This window comes from Variovorax sp. P1_H2 (assembly GCF_056405295.1).
Map to the genome: position 1 here is coordinate 75,038 of NZ_JBFUCJ010000001.1, position 25,883 is coordinate 100,920.

The following is a 25,883-nucleotide window of genomic DNA, read 5'->3' on the forward strand; positions in this document are numbered from 1 at the left end:
CCCGGCCAAGCTTTCACCAACGACAGCAGGAGACACAGAAATGAAGAACTTTCGGCACTCCATCGCGGCCTTGCGTGCCGTGCTCGCCACGGCCGGCCTGGCCGCGCTCGCGGGCCTGGCCCATGCCCAGATCTCGGACGATGTGGTTCGCATCGGCCTCATGGGCGATTTGAGCGGCCCGTATTCCGGCAACGGCGGACCCGGCTCCGTGCTCGCCGCCAAGATGGCCATCGAGGACTTCGGCGGCAAGGTCAACGGCAAGCCGGTCGAGTTGCTGACCATGGACGACCAGAACAAGCCCGACGTCGGGCTGAACGCCGCGCGCAAGTGGCTGGAGGCGGACAAGGTGGACGCGATCGTCGGCGGATCGGCCTCGTCAATTGCGCTGGGCGTGCAGACCCTGATGAAGGAGAAGCAGAAGCCCTACTTGATCGCCGGCACCGTCACCTCCGACCTCACCGGCAAGGCCTGCTCGCCGATGGCCTTCCAGTTCCTGGTCGACACCTACTCGCTGCCCAAGGCCGGCGTGCAGACGCTGATCGACAAGGGCATCAAGACCTTCTTCTTCGTGACGGTGGACTACGCCTTCGGCGCGGCGCTGCAGACCGAGGCCACGCGCTTCATCGAGCAGGCGGGCGGCAAGGTGGTGGGTTCGGTCAAGCATCCGCTGGGCACCACCGACTTCTCGTCGTACCTGCTGCAAGCGCAGTCGAGCGGCGCCAAGGCGATCGTGATTCTGAACGCGGGGCTGGACCTGTCCAACTCGCTCAAGCAGGCGGCCGAGTTCCGTATCACCAAAGGCGGCCAGAGCGTGAGCGTGTTCGGCATGACGATCAACAGCGTCGCCGCGATGGGCCTGGAGACCGCGCAGGGCCTGAACATCACGGTGCCCTTCTACTGGGACCGCGACGAAGCCTCGCGTGCCTGGAGCAAGCGCTTCATGGAACGCAACAACGGGGTGGTGCCGACCTACATCATGGCGGGCGTCTACAGCGCCGTGACGCATTACCTGAAGGGCGTGCAGGCGGCCGGCACCGATGCCGGTCCGGCGGTGGTGGAGAAGATGAAGGCCACGCCGGTGAACGACTTCATGTCCAAGGACGTGAAGATCCGTGAGGACGGCCAGGTGATGCGCCCGGTCTATCCGGTCGAAGTGAAGAGCCCCGCGCAGTCCAAGGGCAAGAACGACTTCTACACGGTGGGCGCCGCCATCCCCGCCGAGAAGGTGTTCCGTCCGCTGTCCGAAGGCGGCTGCGATTTCGTCAAGAAGTAAGCACGACCGGCGGGGGGTCCACATGAGCGTACGACACGAGATCATCGGCGACACGCGCGACAGGCTGGGCGAATGTCCGGTGTGGGATGTGCGCGACCAGTCGCTGTACTGGGTCGATTCCAAGGCCAGGCTGGTGCGGCGCATGTCGCAGGGCCGGTACAGCGAATGGGCCACCCCGAGCGACGTGGGCTCGATCGCGCTCGCGCGCAGCGGCCGGCTGGTGCTGGCGCTCGAGGACGGCTTCCACCTGATGGACCTGTCCACGGGCGCCGTGCGGCGGCTGGCCGAGGTGCGGCACAAGGGCCCGGCCATGCGCATGAACGACGGCCGCACCGACCGGCAGGGCCGTTTCGTCGCGGGCTCGATGGTGATGGGCCGGCACGACACCGATGGCGGCTACTACCGATTGGAGGCCGATGGCAGCGCGACGCCGCTCTTCGACGGCATCGCGCTGGCCAATGCCACCTGCTTCAGCCCCGACGGGCGCCGGCTCTATCACGCCGACAGCCTGAGCGGCAACGTCAGCGTGGTCGACTACGACCCGGCCACCGGGGCGGTCGGACCGCGCCGCACGCTCTTCAGCACCCAGGCGCACGGCTCGGCGCCCGACGGTGCCACGGTGGATGCCGAAGGTTGTCTGTGGATCGCGCTGGTCCAGTGCGGCAAGCTGGGCCGCTTCCAGCCCGACGGCCAGTTGCTCACGCTGCTCGACGTGCCGACGCCGTTCCCGACCTGCCCCTGCTTCGGCGGGCCGGACCTGGATGTGCTGTACCTGACCAGCATCCGCAACACCGGCAACCTGCTGCGCAGCGACCATCCGGATGCGGGCGCGCTGTTCGCGCTCCACGGGCTGGGTGTGCGCGGCCTGCCCGAGGTGCTCTTCGACGACCGGAGCCTGGCGTGACGAAACCGGCGCACGCCAGCGACTGCATCCTGCGCACCGAAGGGCTCAGCAAGGAGTTCCTCGGCTTCCATGCCGTGAAGAACGTGTCGCTGAACATCCGGCGCCACAGCATCCATGCCCTGATCGGTCCCAACGGCGCCGGCAAGACCACCTGCTTCAACCTGCTGACCACCTTCATCCCGGCCAGCGCCGGACGCATCTACTACAACGAGCGCGACATCACGCGCAGCGACCCGGCCAGCGTGGCGATCGGCGGCATGGTGCGTTCCTTCCAGATCTCGGCGGTTTTCGGACAGATGAGCGTGCTGGACAACGTGCGGGTGGCACTGCAGCGCAAGGCCGGCGGCACCTTCGCCTTCTGGCGCAGCGCGCGGGTGCTGGAGCGCCACACCGGGCGCGCGCGCGAACTGCTGGCCGCGGTCAACCTCGAGCCCTACGCAAACCTTTCGGCCGCCGACCTGTCGTACGGCCGCAAGCGCGCGCTGGAGCTGGCGACCACGCTGGCGCTGGAGCCCGAGCTCATCCTGCTCGACGAGCCGATCGCCGGCCTGGGCCACGAGGACATCGGGCCCGTGACGCGCCTGATCGCGCAGGTGGCCAGGGACCGCACGGTGCTGATGGTGGAACACAACATGAAGGTGGTAGCCGAGTTGTGCGACCGCATCACCGTGCTGCAGGCCGGCGAGGTGCTGGCCGAGGGCAGCTACGACGAAGTCTCGAACGACGCGCGCGTGCGCGAAGCCTACGTGGGAGGCGCCCATGCCTGAGCAGAACGTGCCCTGCCTGGAGGTGCGCGGCCTCACCGGCTTCTACGGCGAGACGCAGGCGCTGCACGGCATCGATTTCGTGGTGCAGCCGGGGGAGGTGGTGTGCCTGCTCGGGCGCAACGGTGCCGGCAAGACCACCACGCTGCGCGCAGTGGTGGGCCTGCTGACAAAGCGCCGGGGCCACATCGCGATCAACGGCCGTCCTACCCAGGGAATGGCGCCCGAGGACATCGCCCGCCTGGGCGTCGCCTACTGTCCCGAGGAGCGCGGCATCTTCGCGAGCCTGGACGTGGAAGAGAACCTGCTGCTGCCCCCGGTGCTGATGCCCGGCGGCATGACGATCGACGAGATCTACACGCTCTTCCCCAACCTCAAGCTGCGTCGCAAGAGCCCCGGCACGCGGCTCTCGGGCGGCGAACAGCAGATGCTGGCGATCGCCCGCATCCTGCGCACCGGCGCCAAGCTGCTGCTGCTGGACGAACCCACCGAAGGCCTGGCACCGGTGATCATCGAGAAGATCGGCGAGGCCATCGGCATCCTGCGCCAGCGCGGCTTCACGATCCTGATGGTGGAGCAGAACTTCCGATTCGCCTCGGGTGTCGGCGACCGCTTCTATGTGATCGAGGAAGGCAGGGTCGCCGAGCAATTCGACCGGCAGACGCTGGCCAGCGACCACGCGCGCATCGAGGCGCTGCTCGGCGTCTGACGCGAATCGACAAGAGAAGACAGAACAAAGAGACACCTATGCCCGACACCTTGTTTGGATTCCCACTGGCCGCCGTCGCCGGCCAGGTGCTGGTGGGCATGATCAACGGCTCGCTCTATGCGTTGATGAGCCTGGGCCTGGCGATCATCTTCGGGCTGTTGCGCGTGGTGAACTTCGCGCACGGCGCGCAGTACATGCTCGGCGCCTTCGTCGCCTGGGGCCTCCTGGAGTACCTGGGCCTGAACTACTGGTGGGCGCTGGTGCTGGCGCCGCTGGTGGTCGGCCTGAGCGGCGTCGCGCTGGAGCGCACCCTGCTGCGCCGGCTCTATCACGTCGACCATGTCTACGCGCTGCTGCTGACCTTCGGCTTCGCGCTGATCCTCGAAGGCGTGTTCCGCTACAAGTTCGGCGCCACCGGCCAGCCCTATCCGAACCCGATCGCGGGCGGGCTGGACACGCCGATGGCCTTCTTCCCGTGGTATCGGCTGTGGGTGATCGTCGCGTCCATGGGCATGTGCATCCTGACCTGGTTCGTCATCGAGCGGACCCAACTCGGCTCCTACCTGCGCGCCGCCACCGAGAACCCGAATCTGGTGCGGACATTCGGCGTGCGCGTACCGCGCATGCTGATGCTGACCTACGGCCTGGGCGTGGCGCTGGCCGGCTTCAGCGGCGTGATGGCTGCGCCCATCTACCAGGTCAATCCGCTCATGGGCTCCCAGCTGATCATCGTCGTGTTCGCGGTGGTGGTGATCGGAGGCATGGGCTCGATCATGGGCGCGATCGTGGCCGGCTTCGGGCTGGGCGTGATCGAAGGCATCACCAAGCTGGTGTACCCGGACGGCGCCGGCATGGTGGTGTTCGTGGTGATGCTGATCGTGCTTGCCGTGCGTCCGCAGGGCCTTTTCGGCAGCCTGCGCTGAACCGGTAGAAGGAGACAATGTGACCGCAACCCCCTCGTTCTTCGAGCGTCACTGGATGGCCCTGCTGGTCGCCGCCGCGCTTGTGCTGCTGCTGGCGCCGTTCGTGGCGTATCCCATCTTCCTGATGAAGCTGATGTGCTTCGCGCTGCTCGCGGCCTCACTGAACCTGATGGTCGGCTACGTCGGGCTGCTGTCTTTCGGACATGCGATGTTCTTCGGCACGGCCGGCTACGCGACGGCGCATGCGGTCAAGGTGTGGGGCTTCGAGCCCGCGCTGGGCGTGCTCTTCGGTGCGGCCGTGGCGGCGGCGATCGGCGCCACCACCGGCGTGCTGGCGATCCGTCGCGCGGGCATCGCCTTTTCGATGATCACGCTGGCCTGCGCGCAACTGGTCTACTTCATCGCACTGCGTTCGCCCTTCACTGGCGGCGAGGATGGCATCCAGAACGTGCCGCGCGGAAAGCTGCTCGGCCTGCTGAGCCTGCAGGACAACCTCACCCTCTACTACGTGGTCATGGTCACGGTGGTGGCCGCCTTCTGGCTGATCTGGCGCGTGGTGCATTCGCCCTTCGGCCAGGTGCTGACTGCGATCCGCGACAACGAGCCGCGTGCCATCTCGCTGGGCTACCGGGTCAATCGCTACAAGCTGCTGGCCTTCACGATCTCGGCGGCGCTGGCCGGACTGGCCGGCGGCATGAAGAGCATCGTGTTCCAGATCGCCACGCTCACCGACGTGAGCTGGGTCACCTCGGGCGAAGCCCTGCTGATGGGCATCGTCGGAGGCCTGCAGACCATGCTCGGCCCGGTGGTGGGCGCCATGGTGGTCGTGACCATGGCCAACCAGCTGTCCGCCTTTGCGGAGGCGGTGCTGATCGTCCAAGGCGCCGTCTTCGTGGTGGTGGTCATGCTCTTCCGCCGGGGCATCGTGGGCGAGATCAATGCCTTCCTGGCCCGGCGCGCGAGACTCGGCGCGCCCCCCGAGGCGTCCGCGATGCCTCCCCGGACCTCGCGCGCCGGCCCGTCCACTTCCGCAACGGCGCCCGAGGGGACCCCATGACCCTGTTTGTCGCCACACGCATTGGAGCTGTCCATGACTGAGTTGTCCGACGTCCCCCTGTTGCATGGCCGGCTCGCCCTCGTGACCGGCGCCGCCGGCGGCATCGGCCGCGCCATCGCCATTCGCTACGCACGAGCCGGCGCCCGCGTGGTGCTGGCCGATCTGCGCGCCGAGGATTGCGAGGCCGCCGTGCGCCAGATCGCCGAAGCGGGTGGCAGCGCCTGGGCCTTCGCGCTGGACATCACCGACGTGCAGGCCTGCGCCGACCTGGCCGAACGGATCGGACGCGAGATCGGCGTGCTGGACGTGCTGGTCAACAACGCCGGCATCCTGCTGCGCGAAGGCATCGACACGCCCGACGCGCATCGCAAGATCCGCCGCGTGTTCGACGTCAACGTGCTGGGCGGCTTCAACGTGCTGCACGCCTTCCTGCCCGCGCTGCGCCAGACCCGGGGTTGCGTCATCAACATCGCCTCGGGCGCGGCCTTCATCGCGCAGGCCGGCTGCATCGGCTACTCGGGCTCCAAGGGCGCCGTGAAGATGCTGACGCAGTCGATGGCGGTCGACCTCGCGCCGGACGGCATCCGCGTCAACGCGATCGCACCTGGCGTGATCGACACGGCCATGACCGATGCCACCCGTGCCGATCCGCAGCGTCTGCAGGGTTTCCTGCGCCGCACGCCGCTGGGCCGCGTCGGCCAGCCGGAAGAGATCGCCGAGCCGGCGCTGTTCCTGGCTTCGCCGATGGCCAGCTACATCACGGGCGTCACCCTGCCGGTGGATGGCGGGGTGCTGGCCGCATGACGCGAGGACCCGAGGACATGATCGAGCCATGCTGCGGAATGCGGGTCGTCCTGACCGGCGCGGCGCGCGGCATCGGACGGGCGATGGCCGAGCGGCTGGCGCGCGATTCGCTGCAGCGGCACGGCTGGCCGGCGCGCATGGTGCTGGCCGATCTTCATCGCGATGAACTCGAATCGCTGGCCCGGCAGTTGCGCCAGGACGGCGCCGAGGTGCAGGCGATCGGCGCCGACATGGCCGACCCGGCGACGCCGGCCCGGCTGGTCGCGGCCGCGGCGGAATTCGGCGGCCTGGATGCCGTCGTCAGCAATGCCGGCGCCGCGATGCCAGCATCCCTGCTCGAGGCGCGGCTGGAGGACTGGGACCAGGTCTTTGCACTGCACGTGCGCGCCGCCTGGCTGCTGGGACGCGCGGCCCACCCCCTGCTCAAGGCCGCCCGGGGCAGCATGGTGGTCACGACGTCGATCTCGGGCAGCCACCCGACCGCGCCGCTGGCCGCCTACAGCCCCAGCAAGGCGGCGGCGCTGATGCTGGTGCGGCAGATGGCGCTCGAATGGGGGCCCGACGGCATCCGCGTCAACGCGCTGTCGCCCGGCATCACCGAAACCCCGGGCACCGCGGCGGTCTATGCGGATCCCCAGGCCCGCGCGCAGCGCGAAGCCCGCGTGCCGCTGCGTCGCATCGCCCGGGCCGAGGACATGGCGAACGCGCTGTCTTTCCTGGTCGGCCCCGACGCCGGCTACGTCAGCGGCATCGACCTCTTGGTCGATGGCGCGCTGTCCAGCGTGCTGATGGGCAGCTTGAACATGGCCGGCTGGAGTTCCGGCTGACCCGGCCTCGTGCCCGTACGAAACCGCCCTGGCGCGGAAACCACTTGTTGACCAGAACCTCCATGGAGATGCGCATGAACGCCGACACTGCAAAGAATTCCCCCGCCGCCTTCGGTCAGAGCGAGCCAGGCACCCGACGCGTCGACGTCCTCGTGGTCGGCGGCGGCTTCGGCGGCATGTACGCCGTCTACCGCTTTCGCGAGATGGGCTTGAGCCTGCAGGCCTTCGAGGCCGGGGGCGACGTGGGTGGCGTCTGGTACTGGAACCGCTACCCGGGCGCGCGGGTCGACCTGCCCAGCATCGACTACAGCTATTCCTTCTCGCCAGAGATCGAGCAGGAATGGACCTGGTCGGAGCAGTTCGCGGCCCAGCCCGAGCTGCTGCGCTACATCGACTTCGTCGCCCAAAAACTCAGCCTGCGCCCGCACTTCCAATTCAACACGCGCGTCAACCGGGCCAGCTGGGACGCGGCGCGCGCGCTGTGGGTACTCCGGACCGACCGGGGCGAGACCTGGGAGGCGCCGTATTGCGTCATGGCGACCGGCCCGCTGTCGGTCCCGAAGGAGCCGGACATCCCCGGCGTGAAGCGCTTCAAGGGCCGCCTGCTGCATGCCGCCAGGTGGCCGCACGAACCCGTCAGCTACGAGGGCCAGCGTGTGGGCGTGATCGGCACCGGGTCGACCGGTATCCAGATCGTGCAGGAGGTCGGGCCGAAGGCCGGCGAACTCTTCGTCTTCCAGCGCACGCCAAGCTTCACCATGCCAATGCGCAATGTCGAGCTCGACGCCGAGTACATGGCCGAGGTCAAGCGCCACTACGCGGGGATCCGCGAAGCCGCACGCAACAGCGCCGTCGGCGGCACGCGGCCGCAATCGACGCGGGCCTTCTTCAGCGTCACCAGGGCCCAGCGCCAGGCCTTGCTCGAAGACGCCTGGAAGCAGGGTGGGCTGGCCATGCTCGGCACCTTCTCGGACCTGATGCTCAATGAGGAAGCGAATGAGCAAGTGGCCGAGTTCGTGCGCAACAGGATCCCCGAGGTCGTCCAGGACCCGGTGACCGCCGAGAAGCTCAAGCCCAAGGGCTATCCGATCTTCGCCCGTCGGCCCTGCCTGGACTCCAGCTACTACGAGACCTACAACCTGCCGAACGTGCATCTGAGAGATTGCCTCACCGACCCGATCGTCGAGGTGACGGAAAAGGGCGTGCGCACCGAGTCGGGCGAGGTCGAACTCGACATGCTGATCCTCGCCACCGGCTACGACGGACTCACAGGCGCCATGATGGCCTTCGACGTGATCGGGCGCGACGGCCGCACGGTCAACGACAAATGGAAGGAGGGCGCGCGCTCGTGCCTGGGGCTGATGATGGAAGGATTCCCGAACCTCTTCATGACCACCGGCCCCAACGGTCCGGCGGCGCTCGCCAACATCATCCGCATCAGCGAGCACGACGTGGACTGGATCGCCGGGGCCATCACGCACATGCACAAGAACGGCCTCAAGACGATCGAGCCGACCCCCAAGGCCGAAGAGGACTGGATGGGCGTCGTGCGCAACCTGGCCAAGCGCTCGCTGATCAACAAGGCCAAGACCTGGTGGGTCGGTGCGAACGTGAAGGACAAGCCGCAAGGGCTGACGCTGTTCACCGGGGGCTTCCATGCCTACCGGCAGTACACGGCGGCGGCCGTGCAGGACGGGTACGCCAGCTTCAGTTTCGGGCCGGCGAAGGCCGAGGCGGAGTGCGAACCGCGATTCGCTGCGGCGGATCCGGTGGCGGGGGTCTAGGGCCTGGCCGTCGCGTCACACGCGAGACGGCATCCTGGCGCCGGCCGCGTTCTAATCGCGGACACCGAGCGCCAGGACCGGACGCCACCCTCAAGATCGAAGGACACACCATGTTTGCCGAACCCTCCCCCAAGACACGCGATCTGTTGCAGCGCCTGCGGCAATTCTTCGACCAGCACATCTATCCCAACGAAGCGCGCTATCACGAAGAGATGAATGCGTTTCGTCGACAAGGCGATGCGTGGCAGGTCTCGCCGCTGATCGAGGAACTCAAGCCGTTGGCCCGCGCCGCCGGACTCTGGAACATGTTCCTGCCGCACGACTACCGCGGCGTGCCGGGAATTTCGAACCTGGACTACGCCCCGCTGTGTGAAGTGATGGGGCGTGTCTCGTGGTCGGGCGAGGTGTTCAACTGCTCGGCGCCCGATACCGGCAACATGGAAACCATCGAGCGCTATGGCACCGAGGCACAGAAGGACCAGTGGCTCGAGCCGCTGCTCGCCGGCGAGATCCGCTCGGGCTTCCTGATGACCGAGCCGGCCGTGGCATCCTCGGACGCCACCAACATCCAGTGCACCAWCACGCGGGAAGGCGATGAATACGTCATCAACGGCCGCAAGTGGTTCTCGTCCGGCGCGGGAAGTCCGCGCTGCAAGATATTCATCGTGATGGGCAAGACCGACACCGAGGCGCCGCGCCATGCGCAGCAATCGATGGTGCTGGTGCCGCGCGACACGCCTGGCGTGAGCGTGCTGCGGCACCTCTCGGTGTTCGGCTACGACGATGCACCGCACGGCCACATGGAGGTCCTGCTGGAAAACGTGCGCGTGCCAGTCAGCAATATTCTGCTGGGCGAAGGCCGTGGCTTCGAGATCGCCCAGGGCCGCCTGGGCCCGGGACGCATCCACCATTGCATGCGTTCCATCGGCGCTGCCGAGCGCGCGTTGGAGATGATGTGCGACCGGCTTCGTTCGCGCATCGCCTTCGGAAAGCCTCTGGCCGAGCAATCCGTCTGGCATGAACGCATCGCCGAGTCGCGCTGCATGATCGATCAGGCGCGGCTGCTGACGCTGAACGCTGCGTACAAGATGGACACGGTCGGCAACAAGGAAGCGCGTGCCGAGATCGCCATGATCAAGGTGGTGGCCCCCAACATGTCGTGCAAGGTGGTCGACTGGGCGATCCAGGCGCACGGCGCGGCCGGTGTCAGCCAGGACTTCTGGCTGGCCGAGGCGTATGCGCACCAGCGCACCGTGCGCATCGTCGACGGTCCGGACGAAGTGCACCGCAATGCCATCGCCAAGCTTGAATTGTCCAAGCGGCCTGTGGCGTAAAGGAAAAGGCTTCGGCGTCACCCGGGGCCAAAAGAGGCTGCTTCACTGCTGAGCGCGGCCTGGCGACTCGGGGGCGGCGACCCGGTATTCAGGTCGAGCGACCTGAACCTGTCGCCCTACGGCGGCCTGTACGACACGGGCCTGTACAACGACGTGGCGCAGTCCTATCTGTACATCGCCGATCAAATCTCAAAGCGTGGCCTGGACTATGTACACCTCATGGACCAGTTTGTCCCGCGGCAGCACGCCCATCCCGCCCAATTTCCTGAAGAGGTTCCGCAGCCACTATCAAGGCACCTGATCCTCGCGGGTGGCCCCGTGGGTCGCTGTGCAGCCCGATCTCCAATACGTCGTGCACCCAGACGCCGACCCGGCGTTGCGCAACGCGTGGGTTGTTCAGCTGCGTTTCGAATTTGCCTCTTAGACATCAAGGCGATACGGCGTCACCAAGCTGGCCGAGATCGGCCGGGCGTCCAAACCCAGCGCAAGTAGCTTCCGCACCGAATTGGTTGATCAAAGACCCAAAAACGCGCTTGCGCCGACGCACCGCGCAGTCGTTGTCTCACTGGCTTTGCGGCGACGGTGACTGGCAAACCCCTGTGGGACGGGGTTTGCGAGCGTCTTGCGCTCGAATGAATCGGAGGCGACGCGCGGGCTGGCCCGCATTTTGCTCATGGCTGTCCAGTGTTGACTGTCGACAGATTGCACGGCAGCCAAAAAGGAGGACCAGACATGCCACCGAACGCCGCGAGCGCCGATCTTTCCGCCATTTCCGATGCCGAGCGACTGGTGCGCATCGACCTCGCCGCCGCCTACCGACTCGTTGCTCACTACGGCATGGACGACAGCATCTATACGCACATCTCGGCGCGGGTGCCCGGGACGCACGACCAGTTCCTGATCAACCCCTTCGGCATGCTGTTCCGTGACATCACGGCATCGTCGTTGGTCAAGATCGACCTCGATGGCCGCATCCTGGGCAACTCGCCGTACGACGTGAACCCCGCCGGCTTCACCATCCACAGCGCCGTCCACGCAGCGCGCCATGACGCGGCTTGCGTGCTGCACACGCACACCGTGGCCGGGGTGGCGGTGTCGTCGCTGGCCGGCGGGCTGCAGCCGTGCAACCAGTGGGCGCTGCAGTTCCATGACCGCGTGGTCTATCACGACTTCGAGGGCATCGCGCTCGACGCGGACGAGCGCGAGCGGCTGGTGGCCGACCTGGGTCCGACGTCGCGCGCGCTCATCCTTCGCAACCATGGCCTCGTCACTTTGGGCCGCACCGTGTCCGAGGCGTTCATCCTGATGCTGAACCTGGAGCGCGCCTGCCGCGTGCAGGTCGCGATCCAGTCGACCGGCCAGCCGATCCATCCAGTGGCGGCCGAGGTCTGCGAAAGAACCGCGCGCCAGTACGAGAGYGGCGACAGCACGCGCCTGCCCGGCCAGCCCGACCCGAACGCGCGCGAATGGCGCGCCCTGCTGCAGCGCATCGAGCCGGCGCCGGTCACCTCGTTGCGCGATTGATTCCTTTGCCTTCCCCCTGTTTCCCCCAACCTCGTCCGAGCCATCAGGAGATCTCATGAAACGTCGCAGCCTCATTCAAATGGGCGTCGCCGCCGGTGCCGGCATCACCCTGGCCGGTGTGCCCCTGCATGTCCTGGCCGCAGGCAGGAAAGGCGGCGTCATCAACGCCGTCGTGCAGCCGGAGCCGCCCGGCCTGATGGTCGGCATCACGCAGAACGGCCCGACCCAGCTGGTGGCCGGCAATATCTACGAAGGCCTGCTGCGCTACGACGAAAAGATCAACCCATTGCCGTCGCTCGCCACCTCGTGGACGCAGAACAAGGAAGGCACGGTCTTCACCTTCAAGCTCAAGCCCGGTGTCACCTGGCACGATGGCAAGCCCTTCACGGCCGACGACGTGGTGTTCTCGGCCGACGTGTTCCTGCGCAAGACACACGCGCGCCTGCGGGCCAACCTGGCGGCCGTCGAGAGCATCAAGGCCATCGATCCCCTGACGGTCGAGTTCAAGCTCAAGTACCCGTTCGGCCCCTTCATCGGCATCTTCGAAGTGGGCAGCATGCCGATGGTGCCCAAGCACATCTACGAAGGCACGGATTTCCTCACCAACCCGGCCAACGCCACGCCGATCGGCACCGGCCCGTTCAAGTTCAAGGAATGGGTCAAGGGCTCGTACATCCATCTGGTGGCGAACGACAAGTACCACGTGAAGGACCTGCCGCTGGTCGAGAGCGTGTACTTCCACGTGATCCCCGACGCGGCCTCGCGCGCCGCGGCTTTCGAATCGGGCAAGGTCGACTTGGTACCCGGCGGCGCGGTCGAATACTTCGACGTGCTGCGCCTCTCGAAGCTGCCCGGCGCCGCGGTCACGACCAAGGGATGGGAGTTCTTTGCGCCGCACGCGTGGATGTGGATCAACAACCGCAAGGCGCCGATGGACAACGTGAAGTTCCGCCAGGCCATGATGTTCGCGATCGACCGCGAGGCGATCTGCAAGGTCGCGTGGCAGGGCTTCGCCAAGCCGGCGACCGGGCCCTTCAACAGCAACATCAAGTTCTACAGCACCGAGGTCGCCAAGTACCCGCGCAACGTCGAGACCGCGAAGAAGCTGCTCGCCGAAGCCGGCTACAAGGGTGAGACGCTGCGCCTGCTGCCGCTGCCGTACGGCGAGACCTGGACGCGCGCCGCCGAGATCCTGCGCCAGAACCTGCTGCAGGCCGGCGTGAAGATCGAGATGGTCGCCACCGACGTGGCGGGCTGGAACCAGAAGCTCAATGAGTGGGACTACGACCTCGCCTTCACTTACGTGTACCAGTACGGCGACCCGGCGCTCGGCGTGGCGCGCAACTACACGACGGCCAACATCGCCAAGGGATCGCCGTTCAACAACGTCGAGGGCTACTCGAACCCGAAGCTGGACGAACTGTTCGATGCCGGCGCCAAGGAAGCCGACCCCGAGAAGCGCAAGGCGATCTACCTGCAGGCGCAGAAGATCCTGCTCGACGAGGTGCCGGTCGCATGGCTGTACGAGATCAACTTCCCGACGCTCTACCGCACCAGGCTGAGCAATGTCGTGAGCTCCGGCATCGGCCTGAACGACAGCCTCGCCGGCGCATCGGTCGGATGAAGCAGGGCGGGCACTGACATGAAGCGCACGCAGTTCATGCTCACCCGCGCATTGCAGGGTCTGGCGGCCATCCTGATCATCGCGACCGTCAACTTCATGCTGGTGCGCGCGGCGCCGGGCGATCCGGTGTCGGTGCTGGCCGGCGAAGCGGGCGCCTCGGATGCCCAGTTCGTGGCCCAGTTGCGTGCGCAGTTCGGGCTCGACCAGCCGATCACGACGCAGCTTGCCACCTACATCGGCAAGGTCGTGCGGCTCGACCTCGGCTATTCCTACCGGCAGCAGCAGCCGGTGCTGAAGCTGATCGTGGACCGCCTGCCCGCAACCCTGCTGCTCACCGGCAGCGCCTTCGCGCTGTCGCTGCTGTTCGGCATCACGCTCGGCGCGCTGTCGGCGCGGCGGGCCGGCACCTGGATCGACAGCGCGATCACGGTGGTGGCGCTGGTGTTCTACGCGACGCCCTTGTACTGGCTCGCGCTGATGGCGGTGCTGGTGTTCACGGTCCAGCTCGACTGGCTGCCGGGTTTCGGCTTCAGCACCGTCGGCTCGGGCGCCAGTGGCTTCGCGCTGGCGTGGGACGTGGCGCAGCATCTGTTCTTGCCGGCACTCACGCTGGCGCTCTTCTACATGGCGGTGTATGCGCGCATGACGCGCGCCGCGATGATCGACGTGGCACAGATGGATTTCGTGAAGACGGCGCGCGCCAAAGGCGTCAAGCCCGGCCGTATCCTGCGCGCCCACGTGTTGCGCAACGCGCTGCTGCCGGTCGTCACGCTGGCAGGCATCCAGGCCGGCGGGATGATCGGCGGCGCGGTGCTGACCGAGACCGTGTTCGCCTGGCCCGGCATCGGCCGCCTGATGTTCGACGCGCTGCTGCAGCGCGACTACAGCCTCCTGCTCGGCGCCTTCCTGGTGACTGCGGCGATGGCGGTGCTCTTCAACCTGATCACCGACTTCGTCTACACGTTGGTCGATCCAAGAATCGAACTCGCATGAMGATCAAGAATGCTTTCTGGCAACGCTACCTGCGCAACAAGGGCGCAGTGGCGGGCCTGCTCGTGCTGCTGGTGGTCGCGGTCGTCGCGCTCGCCGGACCCTCCATCGCAACCAACGATCCATGGGGCATGGTGCAGCAACCGTTCCTGCGACCCTGGACCGAACCCGGCTTCGCGCTGGGTACCGACACGCTGGGCCGCGACATCCTGTCGGGGCTGATCTACGGCGCGCGCATCTCGCTGCTGATCGGACTCGTCTCGACGGTCGTCGCGCTGCTCATCGGCGTCACGCTCGGCGCCGTCGCCGGCTACTTCGGTGGCTGGATCGACGCGACGCTGATGCGCTTCACCGAGATCTTCCAGGCGGTGCCGAGCTTCGCCCTGGCGATCGTGCTGGTCGCGATCTTCCAGCCTTCGGTGCAATCGATCGTCGCGGCCATCGCCATCGTGTCGTGGCCGCCGGTGGCGCGGCTGGTGCGCGGCGAGTTCCTCACGCTGCGGCAGCGCGACTTCGTGCAGGCCGCGTTGCTGGCCGGCGAGTCGACGCCGCGCATCATCCTCACGCAGATCCTGCCGAACGCCATGTCACCCATCATCGTGATGGCGTCGCTGATGGTCGCCACGGCCATCCTGCTCGAATCGAGCCTGAGCTTCCTCGGCCTGGGGGACCCGAACCAGATGAGCTGGGGCTACATGGTCGGCTCGGCCCGGACCGTGCTGCGCCAGGCCTGGTGGATGGCGCTGTTCCCGGGTCTGGCGATCGTGCTCACGGTGCTGGCGCTCAATCTCGTCGGCGAAGGCATGAGCGATGGGCTCAATACGCGACTCGACGGCAGGACGAAATGAGCAACACCATCGAAAAACCCGTGCAGCCGGTGCTCGACGTCGTCGACCTGAGCATCAGCCTGCCCCGGGGTGCCGACCGCGCGCTGGCGGTCGAAGGCGCGACGCTGTCGGTGCTGCCGGGCCAGACGCTGTGCGTCGTGGGCGAATCGGGATCGGGCAAGTCGATGATCGCGAACGCCGTGATGGGCCTGCTGCCGCGCCCGCACGTCGCGCCGGTCGGCGGCAGGATCCTGTTCGAGGGCGTCGACCTGCTCGCGCTCACCGAGCCGCAGATGCGCGAGCTGCGCGGGCGCCGCATCGGCATGGTGTTCCAGGAGCCGATGACGGCGTTGAACCCGGTCATGCGCATCGGCGAGCAGATCGGCGAGGTGCTCGACGCGCACGGCACCGTGCCCGCCGCCGAGAAGCGGCGCCGCATCGTGGCCGCGCTCGCCGACGTCGGCTTGCCCGACCCCGAACTGCTGATCGACAGCTACCCGTTCCGCCTGTCGGGCGGGCAACGCCAGCGCGTGATGATCGCCTGCGCGCTGGTGCTGGAGCCGGTGCTGCTGATCGCCGACGAGCCGACGACCGCGCTCGACGTGACCACCCAGGCGCAGATCCTGAAGCTGGTGCGCGAGCTGCAGCAGCGCCGCGGCACCGCCGTGCTCTTCATCACGCACGACTTCGGCGTGGTCTCGGAGATCGCCGATCACGTGGTCGTCATGCAGACCGGCAAGGTGGTCGAGGCGGGCCCGGCGCGGCGGGTGCTCGATGCGCCCGAGCATCCCTACACGCGCCGGCTGATCGCCGCCATTCCGAACGGGCAGGCGCAGCGCGCGACGCTTTCCGGCGACGCGATCCGCGTGCTGCAGGTGCAGGACCTGTGCAAGACCTACCGCACCGGCGGTGGCCTGTTCTCGCGCGGCCGCACCACGCAAGCCGCGAAGGACATCAACTTCGACCTGCTGCGCGGCCAGACGCTGGGCGTGGTCGGCGAGTCGGGGTCGGGCAAGTCGAGCCTCGGCCGCTGTCTCGTCGGTCTCGCGCCCTTCGACAGCGGGCGCATCCTCTTCAAGGGCCGCAACCTGGCCCAGGGCGAAGCGTTCCGTCGGGCGGCGGCCGGCAAGATCCAGATGGTGTTCCAGGACCCGTACGCATCGCTCAACCCACGCCACCGCGTGGGCGCGGCGATCGCGGGCGGACCGATCGCGCAGGGCGTGGGCCCATCCGAAGCGATGGCGCGCACGATGGAACTGCTGCAGCTGGTCGGCCTCGGCGCCGATGCGGCGCAGCGCTATCCGCACGAGTTCTCGGGCGGGCAGCGGCAGCGCATCGGCATCGCCCGGGCGCTCGCGATGCAGCCCGAGCTGCTGGTCGCCGACGAGCCGGTGTCGGCGCTCGACGTGTCGGTCCAGGCGCAGGTGCTCGAGCTCTTCGCGCAGGTGCGCGAGAAGTTCCAGCTCGCGATGGTCTTCATCACGCACGACTTGCGCGTGGCCGGCCAGATGTGCGACCACATCGCCGTCATGCAGCGCGGCGTGGTCGTCGAGTATGGCGAAACGCACAAGGTGCTCGGCGACCCGCGGCACGCATACACGCGCAAGCTGATCGATGCGGTTCCGAGGCTGGCCGCGCCAGCCGAGGCCGGGATGTTGAGGGCGGCCTGATGACCTGCGTCGCATTGCTGAGCGAAGTGCTCGACCTGGGCTACGTGGCGGACGCCTTTCGTGCCGTCGACCCCGGCGTCGAAGTGAGGCAGGGCGCGGACCTCGGCGCGCTGGACGAGATCGACGTCGCGGTCTGCTGGTTCGCGCCGCACGGCCGGCTGGCGCAGATGCCGGCGCTCCGGCTGGTGCAGTCGCTGGCGGCCGGCGTCGATCACGTGCTGGCCGACCCCGACCTGCCGCGTGCATTGCCCTTGTGCCGCATCGTCGACCCCGGCATGGCGGCCGGCATGAAGGCCTACGTCTGCTGGGCGGTGGTGCAGCAGCATCGCGGCATGCGCGCCTACGTCGCGAACTCGGCCGCCGGTCGTTGGCAAGAGCAGCCCGTGGTGTCGCCGGGCAGACACCGGGTGGGCATCGCCGGCCTCGGCACCCTGGGCCTGGCCTGCGCGGATGCGCTCGCCGCCATCGGCTACCAGGTGCGCGGCTGGAGCCGCAGCGCCAAGGCCGGCCTGCCGGCCGGCGTGGCTGGATTCCACGGCGATGACCAGCTCGATGAATTCCTCTCGGGCTGCGACACGCTGGTGTGCCTGCTGCCGCTGACGCCGCAGACACAGGGCTTTCTCGATGCCGATCTTTTCGCCAGGCTGCCGCGTGGCGCGCACATCGTCAACGTCGGCCGCGGGGACCATCTGGTCGAGGCCGATCTGCTGCAGGCACTGGCGCAGGGCCGGCTGTCGGGGGCCACGCTCGACGCGTTCTCGCAGGAGCCTCTGCCGGCCACGCATCCGTTCTGGAAGGAGCCGCGCATTCTCGTGACACCGCATATCGCGACGCGCACCGACGCGACGGTCATCGCGCAACAGACGCTGGCCAACCTGGCGTCGCTCCGGCAAGGGATTCGTCCCGTCAACCAGGTCGACATCGAGCGCGGCTATTGAGAATCGAGGCGACATGAACACATCCACCTCCGCCGCCGCCCACGACATCGCGTCGGTGCTGCATCCCTTCACGAACCTGGCGACCCATCCGCAGGTCGGCCCGCTGGTCATCCAGCGCGGCGACGGCATCTATGTCGAGGACGACCAGGGCCGCCGCTACCTGGAGGCCATGTCGGCCCTGTGGTGCGCCTCGCTGGGCTTCAGCAACGAGCGCCTGGCCAAGGCGGGAAGCGACGCCTTGCGCACCTTGCCCTGCTACCACATGTTCAACGGCCGGTCGAACCCGCCGGCCATCGCGCTGGCCGACAAGCTGCTGTCGATGGCGCCGGTGCCGATGTCGAAGGTCTTCTTCGCCAACTCGGGCTCGGAGGCCAACGACACGGCGGTGAAGCTGGTCTGGTACTACCACAACGCGATCGGCAAGCCCGGCAAGAAGAAGATCATCGCGCGCAAGAACGCGTACCACGGCGTCACGGTCGCGGCCGCCAGCCTCAGCGGCCTGCCCTCGAATCACCGCGACTTCGACCTGCCGATCGATCGCTTCCTGCACGTCGAATGCCCGCACCACTATCGCCATGCCGAAGCCGGCGAGAGCGAAGAGGACTTCGCGACGCGGCTGGCCGGCGCGCTGGAGCAACGCATCCTCGATGAAGGCCCCGAGACGGTCGGCGCCTTCATCGCCGAACCGGTGATGGGCGCGGGCGGCGTGCTGGTGCCGCCGGCCGGCTACTTCGAAAAGGTGCAGGCGGTGCTCGCCAGGTACGACGTGCTGTTGATCGCCGACGAGGTGATCTGCGGCTTCTGCCGCACCGGCGAGATGTTCGGCTCGACCACCTTCGGCCTGAAGCCCGACATCCTGACGGCGGCCAAGGCCCTGTCGTCGGGCTACGTGCCGATCTCGGCCGTGCTGGTCAATGACAAGGTGCATGCCGCCGTGGCGGCCAACAGCGGCAAGATCGGCACCTTCGGGCACGGCTTCACCTATTCGGGCCATCCGGTGGCCTGCGCCATTGCGCTGGAAACGCTGCGGATCTACGAAGAGGAGAACATCCTTGCGCACGTGCAGTCGCTGGCGCCGAAGTTCCAGCGAGGGCTGCGGCGCTATGCGTCGCGTCCGTTCGTGGGCGAGGTGCGCGGCGTCGGTTTCATCGGGGCCATCGAGCTCGCGGCGGATCCGGCCGGGCGCACGCCCTTCGATCCCGCGAAGAAAGCCGGCGCACGCTTGACCGAACTCGCGCTGGCGCAGGGCCTGATCGTCCGCTCGCTGGCCGATGCCATCGCCTTCTGCCCGCCGCTGATCACGACGGCCGCTCAGGTCGACGAGATGTTCGAACGCCTCGACCGCGCGATGCTTCGCTTCGAGGCAGAACAGGGGTGAAGGCCTTCCTCGTCGCGCTGGACCCGTCGGCCGGCCGCGGGCGCGCGAGTTCGACCCGGGCCGCGGGCGTCGGCTTCTTCTTCTGTGCGTTGATCGCCTTCGCGTCCTACGACGCGTTCTGCAAGTTCATGCTGCAGTTCTATCCGGCGCCCTTCGTCAACGTGATGCGCTACGTGTCGGTCATCGGCATCGCCTTCGCGATGCTGCTGCGCCATGGCGACCTGCGCATCTGGCAGGCGCCGCAGAAGAAGCTGCTGGTGCTGCGCGGCGCGATGCTGGCGACGGTCGCGACCTGCTTCATGACCGCGCTGATCTGGATGCCGCTGGCCGAGGCCACCGCCATCTACTTCACCGCGCCGCTGTTGATGGTGGCGCTGTCGCCCTGGCTGCTCGGCGAACAGGTGCGGCGCAGCCGCTGGATCGCCGTCATCGTCGGCTTCGGCGGCATGCTGCTGATCGTGCGGCCCGGCGGCGACCTGCCTTTGCTCGGCTCCGTGCTGATGGCGGTGTCGGCGGTCTGCTATGCGATCTTCCAACTGCTCACGCGACGACTGACCGGTCTCGTGCCGAGCCCCGTTCAATACGCCTACACGGCCCTGGTCTGCCTCGTCGTGACGCTGGTTCCGGCGCCGTTCTTCCTGCCCGCGCGCTGGCCGCCGACCTTGGATGTCCTCCTGTTGCTGGCCGGCGGTGCGTGCAGCGGACTCGCGCAGTGGCTGCTGCTCGCGGCCTTTGAGCGCGTCGAGGCGTCGACGCTGGCGCCGCTCAACTACTTCCAGCTGTTGCTGGCGGTGGCCTTCAGCACCCTCTGGTTCCACAAGCCGCCGGACCGGCTGGCGACGGCAGGCATCGCCCTGATCATGTGCGCCGGCATCTACCTCGCGCGTTCCCGCGCCGAGGCATAGAACGAAGAGCAAGAACGAAAGCGAGACAGGAAAAGAAATGGCCCTCTCCACATCCCCGGACAACGCCCTCTTCGAATCGGTCGAATCGGTCGACCTGGTCGGCCTGGTCGAAGCGCAGCTCACGCGCGCCATCGTCGAAGGCCACCTTGGGCCGGGCAGCCGCATCGTCGAGGCCGACATCGCGCGCCGAATGGGCATCAGTCGCGCGCCGGTGCGCGAGGCCGCGCGCCGGCTCGAGCGCCAAGGGGTGCTGGTCGCGCGRCCGCGCCACGGCTTCGCGGTGCGCAGCATCAGCGTGCAGGAGATCGACGACCTGTACGAGGTGCGCCTGAGCCTCGAGCTGACGTCCATCGAACTCGCCTGCCGCAAGGCCGACGACGCGGGGCTCGCGCGCGTGCAGGCGCTGGTCCAGGAGATGGTGCGGCTCGCGCCGACGCAGCCTCAGCACGAACGCATCGCGACCGACTTCGAGCTGCACACGCTGATCTGCGAGCTCTCGGGCAACGCGCACCTGCATCGCATCTTCCTGAACACGCAGACCGAGATGCGCATGGTCATCGCGCTGATCGACGCGGTCTACCACGACCCGGCCGCGGTCGCCGCCACCCACCGTCCGATCGTCGACGCCTTGCTGCGGCGCGACGCCGAAGCCGCCAAGGCCGCCATGCGCGTGCACCTCGAAGACGCATGGAGCCACGTCCGCGCCCTGTTCGTCGAGCAACACGGCACGCCTTCCCCCACCTGATCCGCGAAAGCCATCGATGAAAGTCGTCTACACCGACACGCACAAGGACCACGATCCGCAGCTCTTCATGGTGCGCGGCAAGCTCAAGCGCAGCAACGAGCAGCCCGAGCGCGCCTTCCGGCTGCTGAAGGCGGTCGAGCAGGAAGGGCACGAGATCGTCACATGCCAGGACTACGGCGCTGCGCCGCGCGCGGCCATCCACACGCCCGAGTACCTGCGCTTCCTGCAGACGGCCCATGCCCGCTGGCGATTGCTCGATGACCCCTCCGAGGAGGTGATGCCCAACATCCATCCCTTCCCGGGCCAGCCCTGCACCTACCCCGAGAGCGTGGTCGGGCAGGCCGGCTTTCACATGGGCGACAACGCCTGCTCGATCGGCGCCCACACCTGGGAGGCAGCCATCGCATCGGCCCATATGGCCACGCATGCCGCGCAACTGGTGCTCGACGGCGAACGCGCCGCCTATGCGCTGTGCCGCCCGCCGGGGCATCACGCCTACGCCGACCGCGCCAACGGCTTCTGCTACCTGAACAACGTGGCCATCGCCGCACAGCATCTGCGCGGCATGCATCAGCGCGTGGCCATCCTCGACATCGACGTGCACCATGGCAATGGCACGCAAGGGATCTTCTACCGCCGCTTCGATGTGCTGACGATCTCGCTGCACGGCGACCCACGCAACTTCACGCCCTTCTTCACCGGCCATGCCCACGAACGCGGCGAGGGCGAAGGCCTGGGCTACAACATCAACAAGCCGCTGGCGCTGGGCACCGACCTCGAGGGTTACCTGCCGGTGCTGCGCGACGCCTGCGACAGCGTTCGCGCCTTCGCGCCCGGTGCGCTGGTGGTGGCGCTGGGCCTCGACGCGCATGAGCACGACCCGTACAAGGGCATGAAGATCCGAACACCCGGCTTCGCGGTGCTGATGGCCGAGATCGCCCGCCTCGGGCTGCCGACCGTGCTGGTGCAGGAGGGCGGCTACCTGTCGGACGACCTCGGTCCGAACATCGCGAGCGCATTGCGCGGCTTCGCGGGCGCGGCATGAGCCGCTCGGCCGCTCCGAAGGCGAATACCGAAGCGCTGCTGCGCGAAGGTCATCCAATGAGCCGCCCAGCCGCTCCAATGACTGCGGTGGACTTCGACGACGCGCAGGTCCTGAGCGAAGCTTCGCCCGAACTCGATGATGCCTGGGTGCGTGCGCTGGCGCTGGAGCGCTACGGCATTGCCGGCGACATGAAGGCGCTGACTGGCGAACGCGACCGCAACTACCGCATCGAATCCACGCGCGACGGCGCACGCTTCATGCTGAAGATCTCGCACCCGTCCGAGACCGCGCTGGTCGCCGATTTCCAGACCCAGGCCTTGCTGCACATCGCGACGCACGACCCCGGCCTGCCGGTGCAGCGCATCGTGCCGACACTCGATGGAGCGCCGTCCTTCGCCTGTGATCCGGGCGACGGCCTGCCACGCGTGGTGCGCCTCTTCACCTACCTTCCGGGCCTGCCCCTGCCCGAAGCGCCGCGCACGCCGCTGCAGCAGCAGAACCTGGCGCGGATGCTGGCCCGGCTGGACGTCGCGTTGCGCCACTTCGACCATCCCGCCGGCGACCTGCCGTTGCCGTGGGACATCCAGCGCGCCGACAGCGTGCGCGGCCTGCTCGCGCACATTGCCGACGCCGAACGCCGCGGGCTGGCGCAGGCGGCGCTCGACCGTTTCGAGCGCGACGCCAAGCCGGTGCTGCACACGCTGCCGGTGCAACCGATCCACAACGACTTCAACATCTACAACGTGCTGGTCGACCCGGTCGATACCGACCGCATCGCGGCGATCCTCGACTTCGGCGACATGGTCCGCGCGCCGGTGATCGACGACCTGGCCGTGGCCGCCGCCTACCAGATCGGCACCGGCGACGATCCGCTGGCCGACATCGTTCCCTTCGTCGCGGCCTACCACGCGGTGCGGCCGGTGTCCACGGCCGAGGTCGACGTGCTGTTCACGATGATCACCGCGCGGCTCGTGATGGTGGTGGCCATCAGCGGCTGGCGCGCCGCGCGCTACCCCGAGAACGCGGCCTACCTGCTGCGCAACAACCGGCTCTCGTGGGCGCGGCTGCAAGCCTGCGAACGCGTCGGCGCAGTCGCCGCCACGGCCGCGTTTCGCCGCGCCTGCGGCCTTCACTGAGGAACAGACGCCATGCCCTCGATCTCTCCCGCGAGCCAGGCGCTCATGGAGCGCCGTGCGCGCGTGCTCGGCCCGGCCTACCGGTTGTTCTACGAAACCCCGCTGCATCCGGTGCGCGGCGAAGGCGTGTGGCTGTACGACGCCGACGGCAAGCGCTACCTTGATGCCTACAACAACGTGGCATCGGTGGGCCACTGCCATCCGCATGTGGTCGAGGCGATCGCGCGCCAGGCTGGCGTGCTCAACACGCACACGCGCTATCTGCACGACGGCGTGCTCGACTATGCGGAGCGGCTGCTGGCGACGCTGCCGCCGCAACTCGGGCATGCGATGTTCACCTGCACCGGCAGCGAGGCCAACGACCTCGCGATGCGCATCGCACGCTCGCACACCAAGGCCTGCGGCCTGATCGTCACGCACTTCGCGTACCACGGCGTGACGGCATCGATCGCCGAGGCATCGCCTTCGCTCGGCCAGTTCGTGCAGCTTGGCGAGGCGGTGCGGACCGTGCCCGCGCCCGACAGCTACCGCATCCCGCCCGGGCAGCTGGGCAAGGCCTTCGCGGCGGGTGTGCGCGAGGCCATCGCCGATCTCGCGGCGCAGGGCATCCGGCCCGCGGCGCTGATGGTCGACACGGTGTTCTCGAGCGATGGCATCTTCACCGACCCGCCGGGCTTCATGGCCGAGGCGGTCGACGCGATCCGCGAGGCCGGCGGCATCTTCATCGCCGACGAGGTGCAGCCGGGACTGGGCCGCACGGGCGACAGCTTCTGGGGCTTCCAGCGGCACGGCGTGGTGCCCGACATCGTGACCATGGGCAAGCCGCTCGGTGCCGGGCACCCGCTGGCCGGCCTCGCGGCCAAGCCCGAGGTGCTGGCCGGCTTCGGCCGCGAGTGCCGCTACTTCAACACCTTCGGYGGCAACCCGGTGTCGATGGCCGCCGGCATGGCCGTGCTCGACGTGATCGAGCGCGAAGGGCTGATGGCCAATGCCCGGCGCGTCGGCCGCCACTTGCGCGGACGGATCGTCGAACTCGCGTCGCGCCATCCGCTCATCGGGGACGTTCGGGGTGCGGGCCTCTTCACCGGCGTCGAACTGGTGACGGATCGCGCCACGCGCGTGCCGGCCACCGTGCAGACGGTGCGCATCGTCAACGGACTGCGCGAGCGCGGCGTGCTCCTCAGCGGCACCGGCGAGCATGCGAACATCCTCAAGATCCGGCCGCCGCTGGTGTTCTCGCAAGAGAACGCCGACCTTCTGGTCGGCACGCTGGACGATGTGCTGAAGACGCTGTAAACACGCGCCCATGTCCACAGAAATCTGGCGTCTTTCCGCATCCCGCGTCGCCGACCTGATTCGCCAGCGCAAGCTGTCCTCGGTCGAAGCGGCCGAGGCGGCGTTGTCGCGGCTCGATGCCGTCAATCCGCGGCTCAACGCCGTGGTCGATCACCGGTCCGACGAGGTGCTGGCGCGCGCCCGCGCGATCGACGCGGCGCTGGCCCGCGGCGACGAGGCGGGGCCGCTGGCAGGCGTGCCGGTCACGGTCAAGATCAACATCGACCAGAAGGGATTCGCCACCAGCAATGGCGTGCGCTTCCAGAAGGACCTGATCGCCACCGACAACAGCCCCGTGGTCGACAACCTGCTGAAGGCGGGTGCCGTCATCGTCGGCCGCACCAACACGCCGGCGTTCAGCTACCGCTGGTTCACCGACAACCTGTTGCATGGCCGCACCCTGAATCCGAGGGACGCGACGCTCACCCCCGGCGGATCGTCGGGTGGCGCGGCATCGTCGGTCGCTGCCGGCATCGGCCACATCGCGCACGGCACCGACATCGCGGGCTCCATTCGCTATCCGGCCTACGCCTGCGGCGTGCACGGCCTGCGCCCGACGCTGGGCCGCGTCGCGGCATTCAACGCATCGAGCCCCGAGCGGGTCATCGGCGGCCAGATCACCGCCGTGTCGGGCCCGCTCGCGCGCACAGTGCACGACCTGCGGCTCGCGCTCGCCGCCATGGCCGGGCCCGACGCGCGCGATCCCTGGTGGGTGCCGGCGCCGCTGGCCGGGCCGGACGCGCCGCGCACCGTGGCGCTCTGCCTGCGGCCCGACGGGATGGCCACGCAGCCGGCCGTCGTCGCTGCCCTGCTCGACGCGGCCGAACGCTTGCGCGATGCGGGCTGGACGGTCGACGAGGTTGATGCACTGCCGCCGATCAAGGAGGCTGTGGCCGCCCAGGTCACGCTGTGGATGGGCGACGGCTACGAGGCCCTGCTGGCCGCCGCCCGACGCGAGGGCGATGCCGGCGCCATCGCCGCGCTGACCGGGCAGGCCGCGATCGCCCGCTCGATGACGCTCGAGAAGTTTTCCGCGGCACTGGTGCGGCGGGCCTCCATCACGCGCAAGTGGCAGCTGTTCCTGGAGCGCTATCCGGTCGTGCTGCTGCCGGCGTGCGCGGAGTTGGCCTTCGCCACCGATCTCGACCTGCAAGGGGCCGAGGCGTATGCGCGCGTATGGGAGGCGCAGATGACGATGATCGGACTGCCGCTCACCGGGCTGCCGTCGCTGGTCGTGTCGACCGGTCTGGCGGGCCGTGCGCCGGTCGGCGTGCAGCTGGTGGCAGGGCGTTTTCGCGAAGACCTCTGTCTCGCCGCGGGCGAGGCCATCGAGGCGCGCGGCGTGCCGCCGATGCCGGCTGACCTCGGCGCCGCCTGAGCCCGATCG

The 25,883-nt window shown here is 68.1% G+C and carries 24 protein-coding genes; all 24 read left to right on the forward strand.

Features of this window, described 5'->3' with window-relative positions:
- Window positions 1–40 precede the first annotated feature (40 nt).
- The 24 genes from AC1D2E_RS00390 to AC1D2E_RS00505 all read left to right on the forward strand — a co-directional run bounded on the left by AC1D2E_RS00390 (window position 41) and on the right by AC1D2E_RS00505 (window position 25,874).
- Entirely contained in the window at window positions 41–1,273 is a 1,233-nt protein-coding gene (locus AC1D2E_RS00390) for an ABC transporter substrate-binding protein (protein WP_478195551.1), read from the forward strand.
- Window positions 1,274–1,295: 22 nt separating this feature from the next.
- Window positions 1,296–2,177 (forward strand): SMP-30/gluconolactonase/LRE family protein, encoded by an 882-nt coding sequence (locus AC1D2E_RS00395; protein ID WP_478195552.1) that lies wholly within the window; start codon window positions 1,296–1,298, stop codon window positions 2,175–2,177.
- Complete coding sequence (locus tag AC1D2E_RS00400; RefSeq protein WP_478195553.1) at window positions 2,174–2,944, forward strand: ABC transporter ATP-binding protein; 771 nt, start codon at window positions 2,174–2,176, stop codon at window positions 2,942–2,944. The genes AC1D2E_RS00395 and AC1D2E_RS00400 overlap by 4 nt, the downstream gene beginning before the upstream one ends.
- Window positions 2,937–3,650, forward strand: a complete 714-nt coding sequence (locus AC1D2E_RS00405; RefSeq protein ID WP_478195554.1) for an ABC transporter ATP-binding protein — start codon at window positions 2,937–2,939, stop codon at window positions 3,648–3,650. The genes AC1D2E_RS00400 and AC1D2E_RS00405 overlap by 8 nt, the downstream gene beginning before the upstream one ends.
- 38 nt (window positions 3,651–3,688) lie before the next feature.
- Complete coding sequence (locus AC1D2E_RS00410) at window positions 3,689–4,573, forward strand: branched-chain amino acid ABC transporter permease (RefSeq protein ID WP_478173668.1); 885 nt, start codon at window positions 3,689–3,691, stop codon at window positions 4,571–4,573.
- Window positions 4,574–4,628: 55 nt separating this feature from the next.
- Window positions 4,629–5,630 carry a branched-chain amino acid ABC transporter permease gene (locus tag AC1D2E_RS00415; RefSeq protein ID WP_478195686.1) on the forward strand — a complete coding sequence of 334 codons (1,002 nt, stop codon included), beginning with the start codon at window positions 4,629–4,631 and terminating at the stop codon, window positions 5,628–5,630.
- A 33-nt stretch (window positions 5,631–5,663) separates the two neighbouring features.
- Window positions 5,664–6,434: an SDR family NAD(P)-dependent oxidoreductase gene (locus tag AC1D2E_RS00420; protein WP_478195555.1), complete on the forward strand. Its 771-nt coding sequence runs from the start codon at window positions 5,664–5,666 to the stop codon at window positions 6,432–6,434.
- A 17-nt stretch (window positions 6,435–6,451) separates the two neighbouring features.
- Window positions 6,452–7,261: an SDR family NAD(P)-dependent oxidoreductase gene (locus AC1D2E_RS00425; RefSeq protein ID WP_478195556.1), complete on the forward strand. Its 810-nt coding sequence runs from the start codon at window positions 6,452–6,454 to the stop codon at window positions 7,259–7,261.
- Window positions 7,262–7,335: 74 nt separating this feature from the next.
- Complete coding sequence (locus AC1D2E_RS00430; protein WP_478195557.1) at window positions 7,336–9,045, forward strand: flavin-containing monooxygenase; 1,710 nt, start codon at window positions 7,336–7,338, stop codon at window positions 9,043–9,045.
- Between the two features lie 110 nt (window positions 9,046–9,155).
- Window positions 9,156–10,379, forward strand: coding sequence for an acyl-CoA dehydrogenase family protein (locus tag AC1D2E_RS00435; protein WP_478195558.1), 1,224 nt, complete (start codon window positions 9,156–9,158; stop codon window positions 10,377–10,379).
- A gap of 310 nt (window positions 10,380–10,689) precedes the next feature.
- Window positions 10,690–10,803 carry a carbohydrate porin gene (locus AC1D2E_RS00440; RefSeq protein ID WP_478195559.1) on the forward strand — a complete coding sequence of 38 codons (114 nt, stop codon included), beginning with the start codon at window positions 10,690–10,692 and terminating at the stop codon, window positions 10,801–10,803.
- 308 nt (window positions 10,804–11,111) lie between these two features.
- Entirely contained in the window at window positions 11,112–11,903 is a 792-nt protein-coding gene (locus AC1D2E_RS00445) for a class II aldolase/adducin family protein (protein WP_478195560.1), read from the forward strand.
- A gap of 55 nt (window positions 11,904–11,958) precedes the next feature.
- Window positions 11,959–13,527, forward strand: coding sequence for an ABC transporter substrate-binding protein (locus AC1D2E_RS00450; protein ID WP_478195561.1), 1,569 nt, complete (start codon window positions 11,959–11,961; stop codon window positions 13,525–13,527).
- Window positions 13,528–13,545: 18 nt separating this feature from the next.
- Window positions 13,546–14,520, forward strand: a complete 975-nt coding sequence (locus tag AC1D2E_RS00455; protein WP_478195562.1) for an ABC transporter permease — start codon at window positions 13,546–13,548, stop codon at window positions 14,518–14,520.
- On the forward strand, window positions 14,517–15,365 hold the full coding sequence (locus AC1D2E_RS00460; RefSeq protein ID WP_478195563.1) for an ABC transporter permease: 849 nt from the start codon (window positions 14,517–14,519) through the stop codon (window positions 15,363–15,365). Before AC1D2E_RS00455 ends, AC1D2E_RS00460 begins: the two co-directional genes overlap by 4 nt.
- Window positions 15,362–17,014 (forward strand): ABC transporter ATP-binding protein, encoded by a 1,653-nt coding sequence (locus AC1D2E_RS00465; protein WP_478195564.1) that lies wholly within the window; start codon window positions 15,362–15,364, stop codon window positions 17,012–17,014. Before AC1D2E_RS00460 ends, AC1D2E_RS00465 begins: the two co-directional genes overlap by 4 nt.
- Entirely contained in the window at window positions 17,014–17,952 is a 939-nt protein-coding gene (locus AC1D2E_RS00470; protein ID WP_478195565.1) for a 2-hydroxyacid dehydrogenase, read from the forward strand. Before AC1D2E_RS00465 ends, AC1D2E_RS00470 begins: the two co-directional genes overlap by 1 nt.
- A 13-nt stretch (window positions 17,953–17,965) precedes the next feature.
- On the forward strand, window positions 17,966–19,330 hold the full coding sequence (locus AC1D2E_RS00475; protein WP_478195566.1) for an aspartate aminotransferase family protein: 1,365 nt from the start codon (window positions 17,966–17,968) through the stop codon (window positions 19,328–19,330).
- Window positions 19,327–20,235, forward strand: coding sequence for a DMT family transporter (locus tag AC1D2E_RS00480; RefSeq protein WP_478195567.1), 909 nt, complete (start codon window positions 19,327–19,329; stop codon window positions 20,233–20,235). Before AC1D2E_RS00475 ends, AC1D2E_RS00480 begins: the two co-directional genes overlap by 4 nt.
- A 37-nt stretch (window positions 20,236–20,272) precedes the next feature.
- Complete coding sequence (locus AC1D2E_RS00485; protein WP_478195568.1) at window positions 20,273–20,980, forward strand: GntR family transcriptional regulator; 708 nt, start codon at window positions 20,273–20,275, stop codon at window positions 20,978–20,980.
- Window positions 20,981–20,996: 16 nt separating this feature from the next.
- Window positions 20,997–22,025, forward strand: coding sequence for a histone deacetylase family protein (locus AC1D2E_RS00490; RefSeq protein WP_478195569.1), 1,029 nt, complete (start codon window positions 20,997–20,999; stop codon window positions 22,023–22,025).
- 56 nt (window positions 22,026–22,081) lie between these two features.
- Complete coding sequence (locus tag AC1D2E_RS00495; RefSeq protein ID WP_478195570.1) at window positions 22,082–23,161, forward strand: phosphotransferase; 1,080 nt, start codon at window positions 22,082–22,084, stop codon at window positions 23,159–23,161.
- Window positions 23,162–23,173: 12 nt separating this feature from the next.
- The gene (locus AC1D2E_RS00500) at window positions 23,174–24,457 is read left to right on the forward strand and encodes an aspartate aminotransferase family protein (RefSeq protein WP_478195571.1); all 1,284 of its coding nucleotides are present in this window, start codon (window positions 23,174–23,176) and stop codon (window positions 24,455–24,457) included.
- Between the two features lie 10 nt (window positions 24,458–24,467).
- Complete coding sequence (locus tag AC1D2E_RS00505; protein WP_478195572.1) at window positions 24,468–25,874, forward strand: amidase family protein; 1,407 nt, start codon at window positions 24,468–24,470, stop codon at window positions 25,872–25,874.
- Window positions 25,875–25,883: the final 9 nt, after the last annotated feature.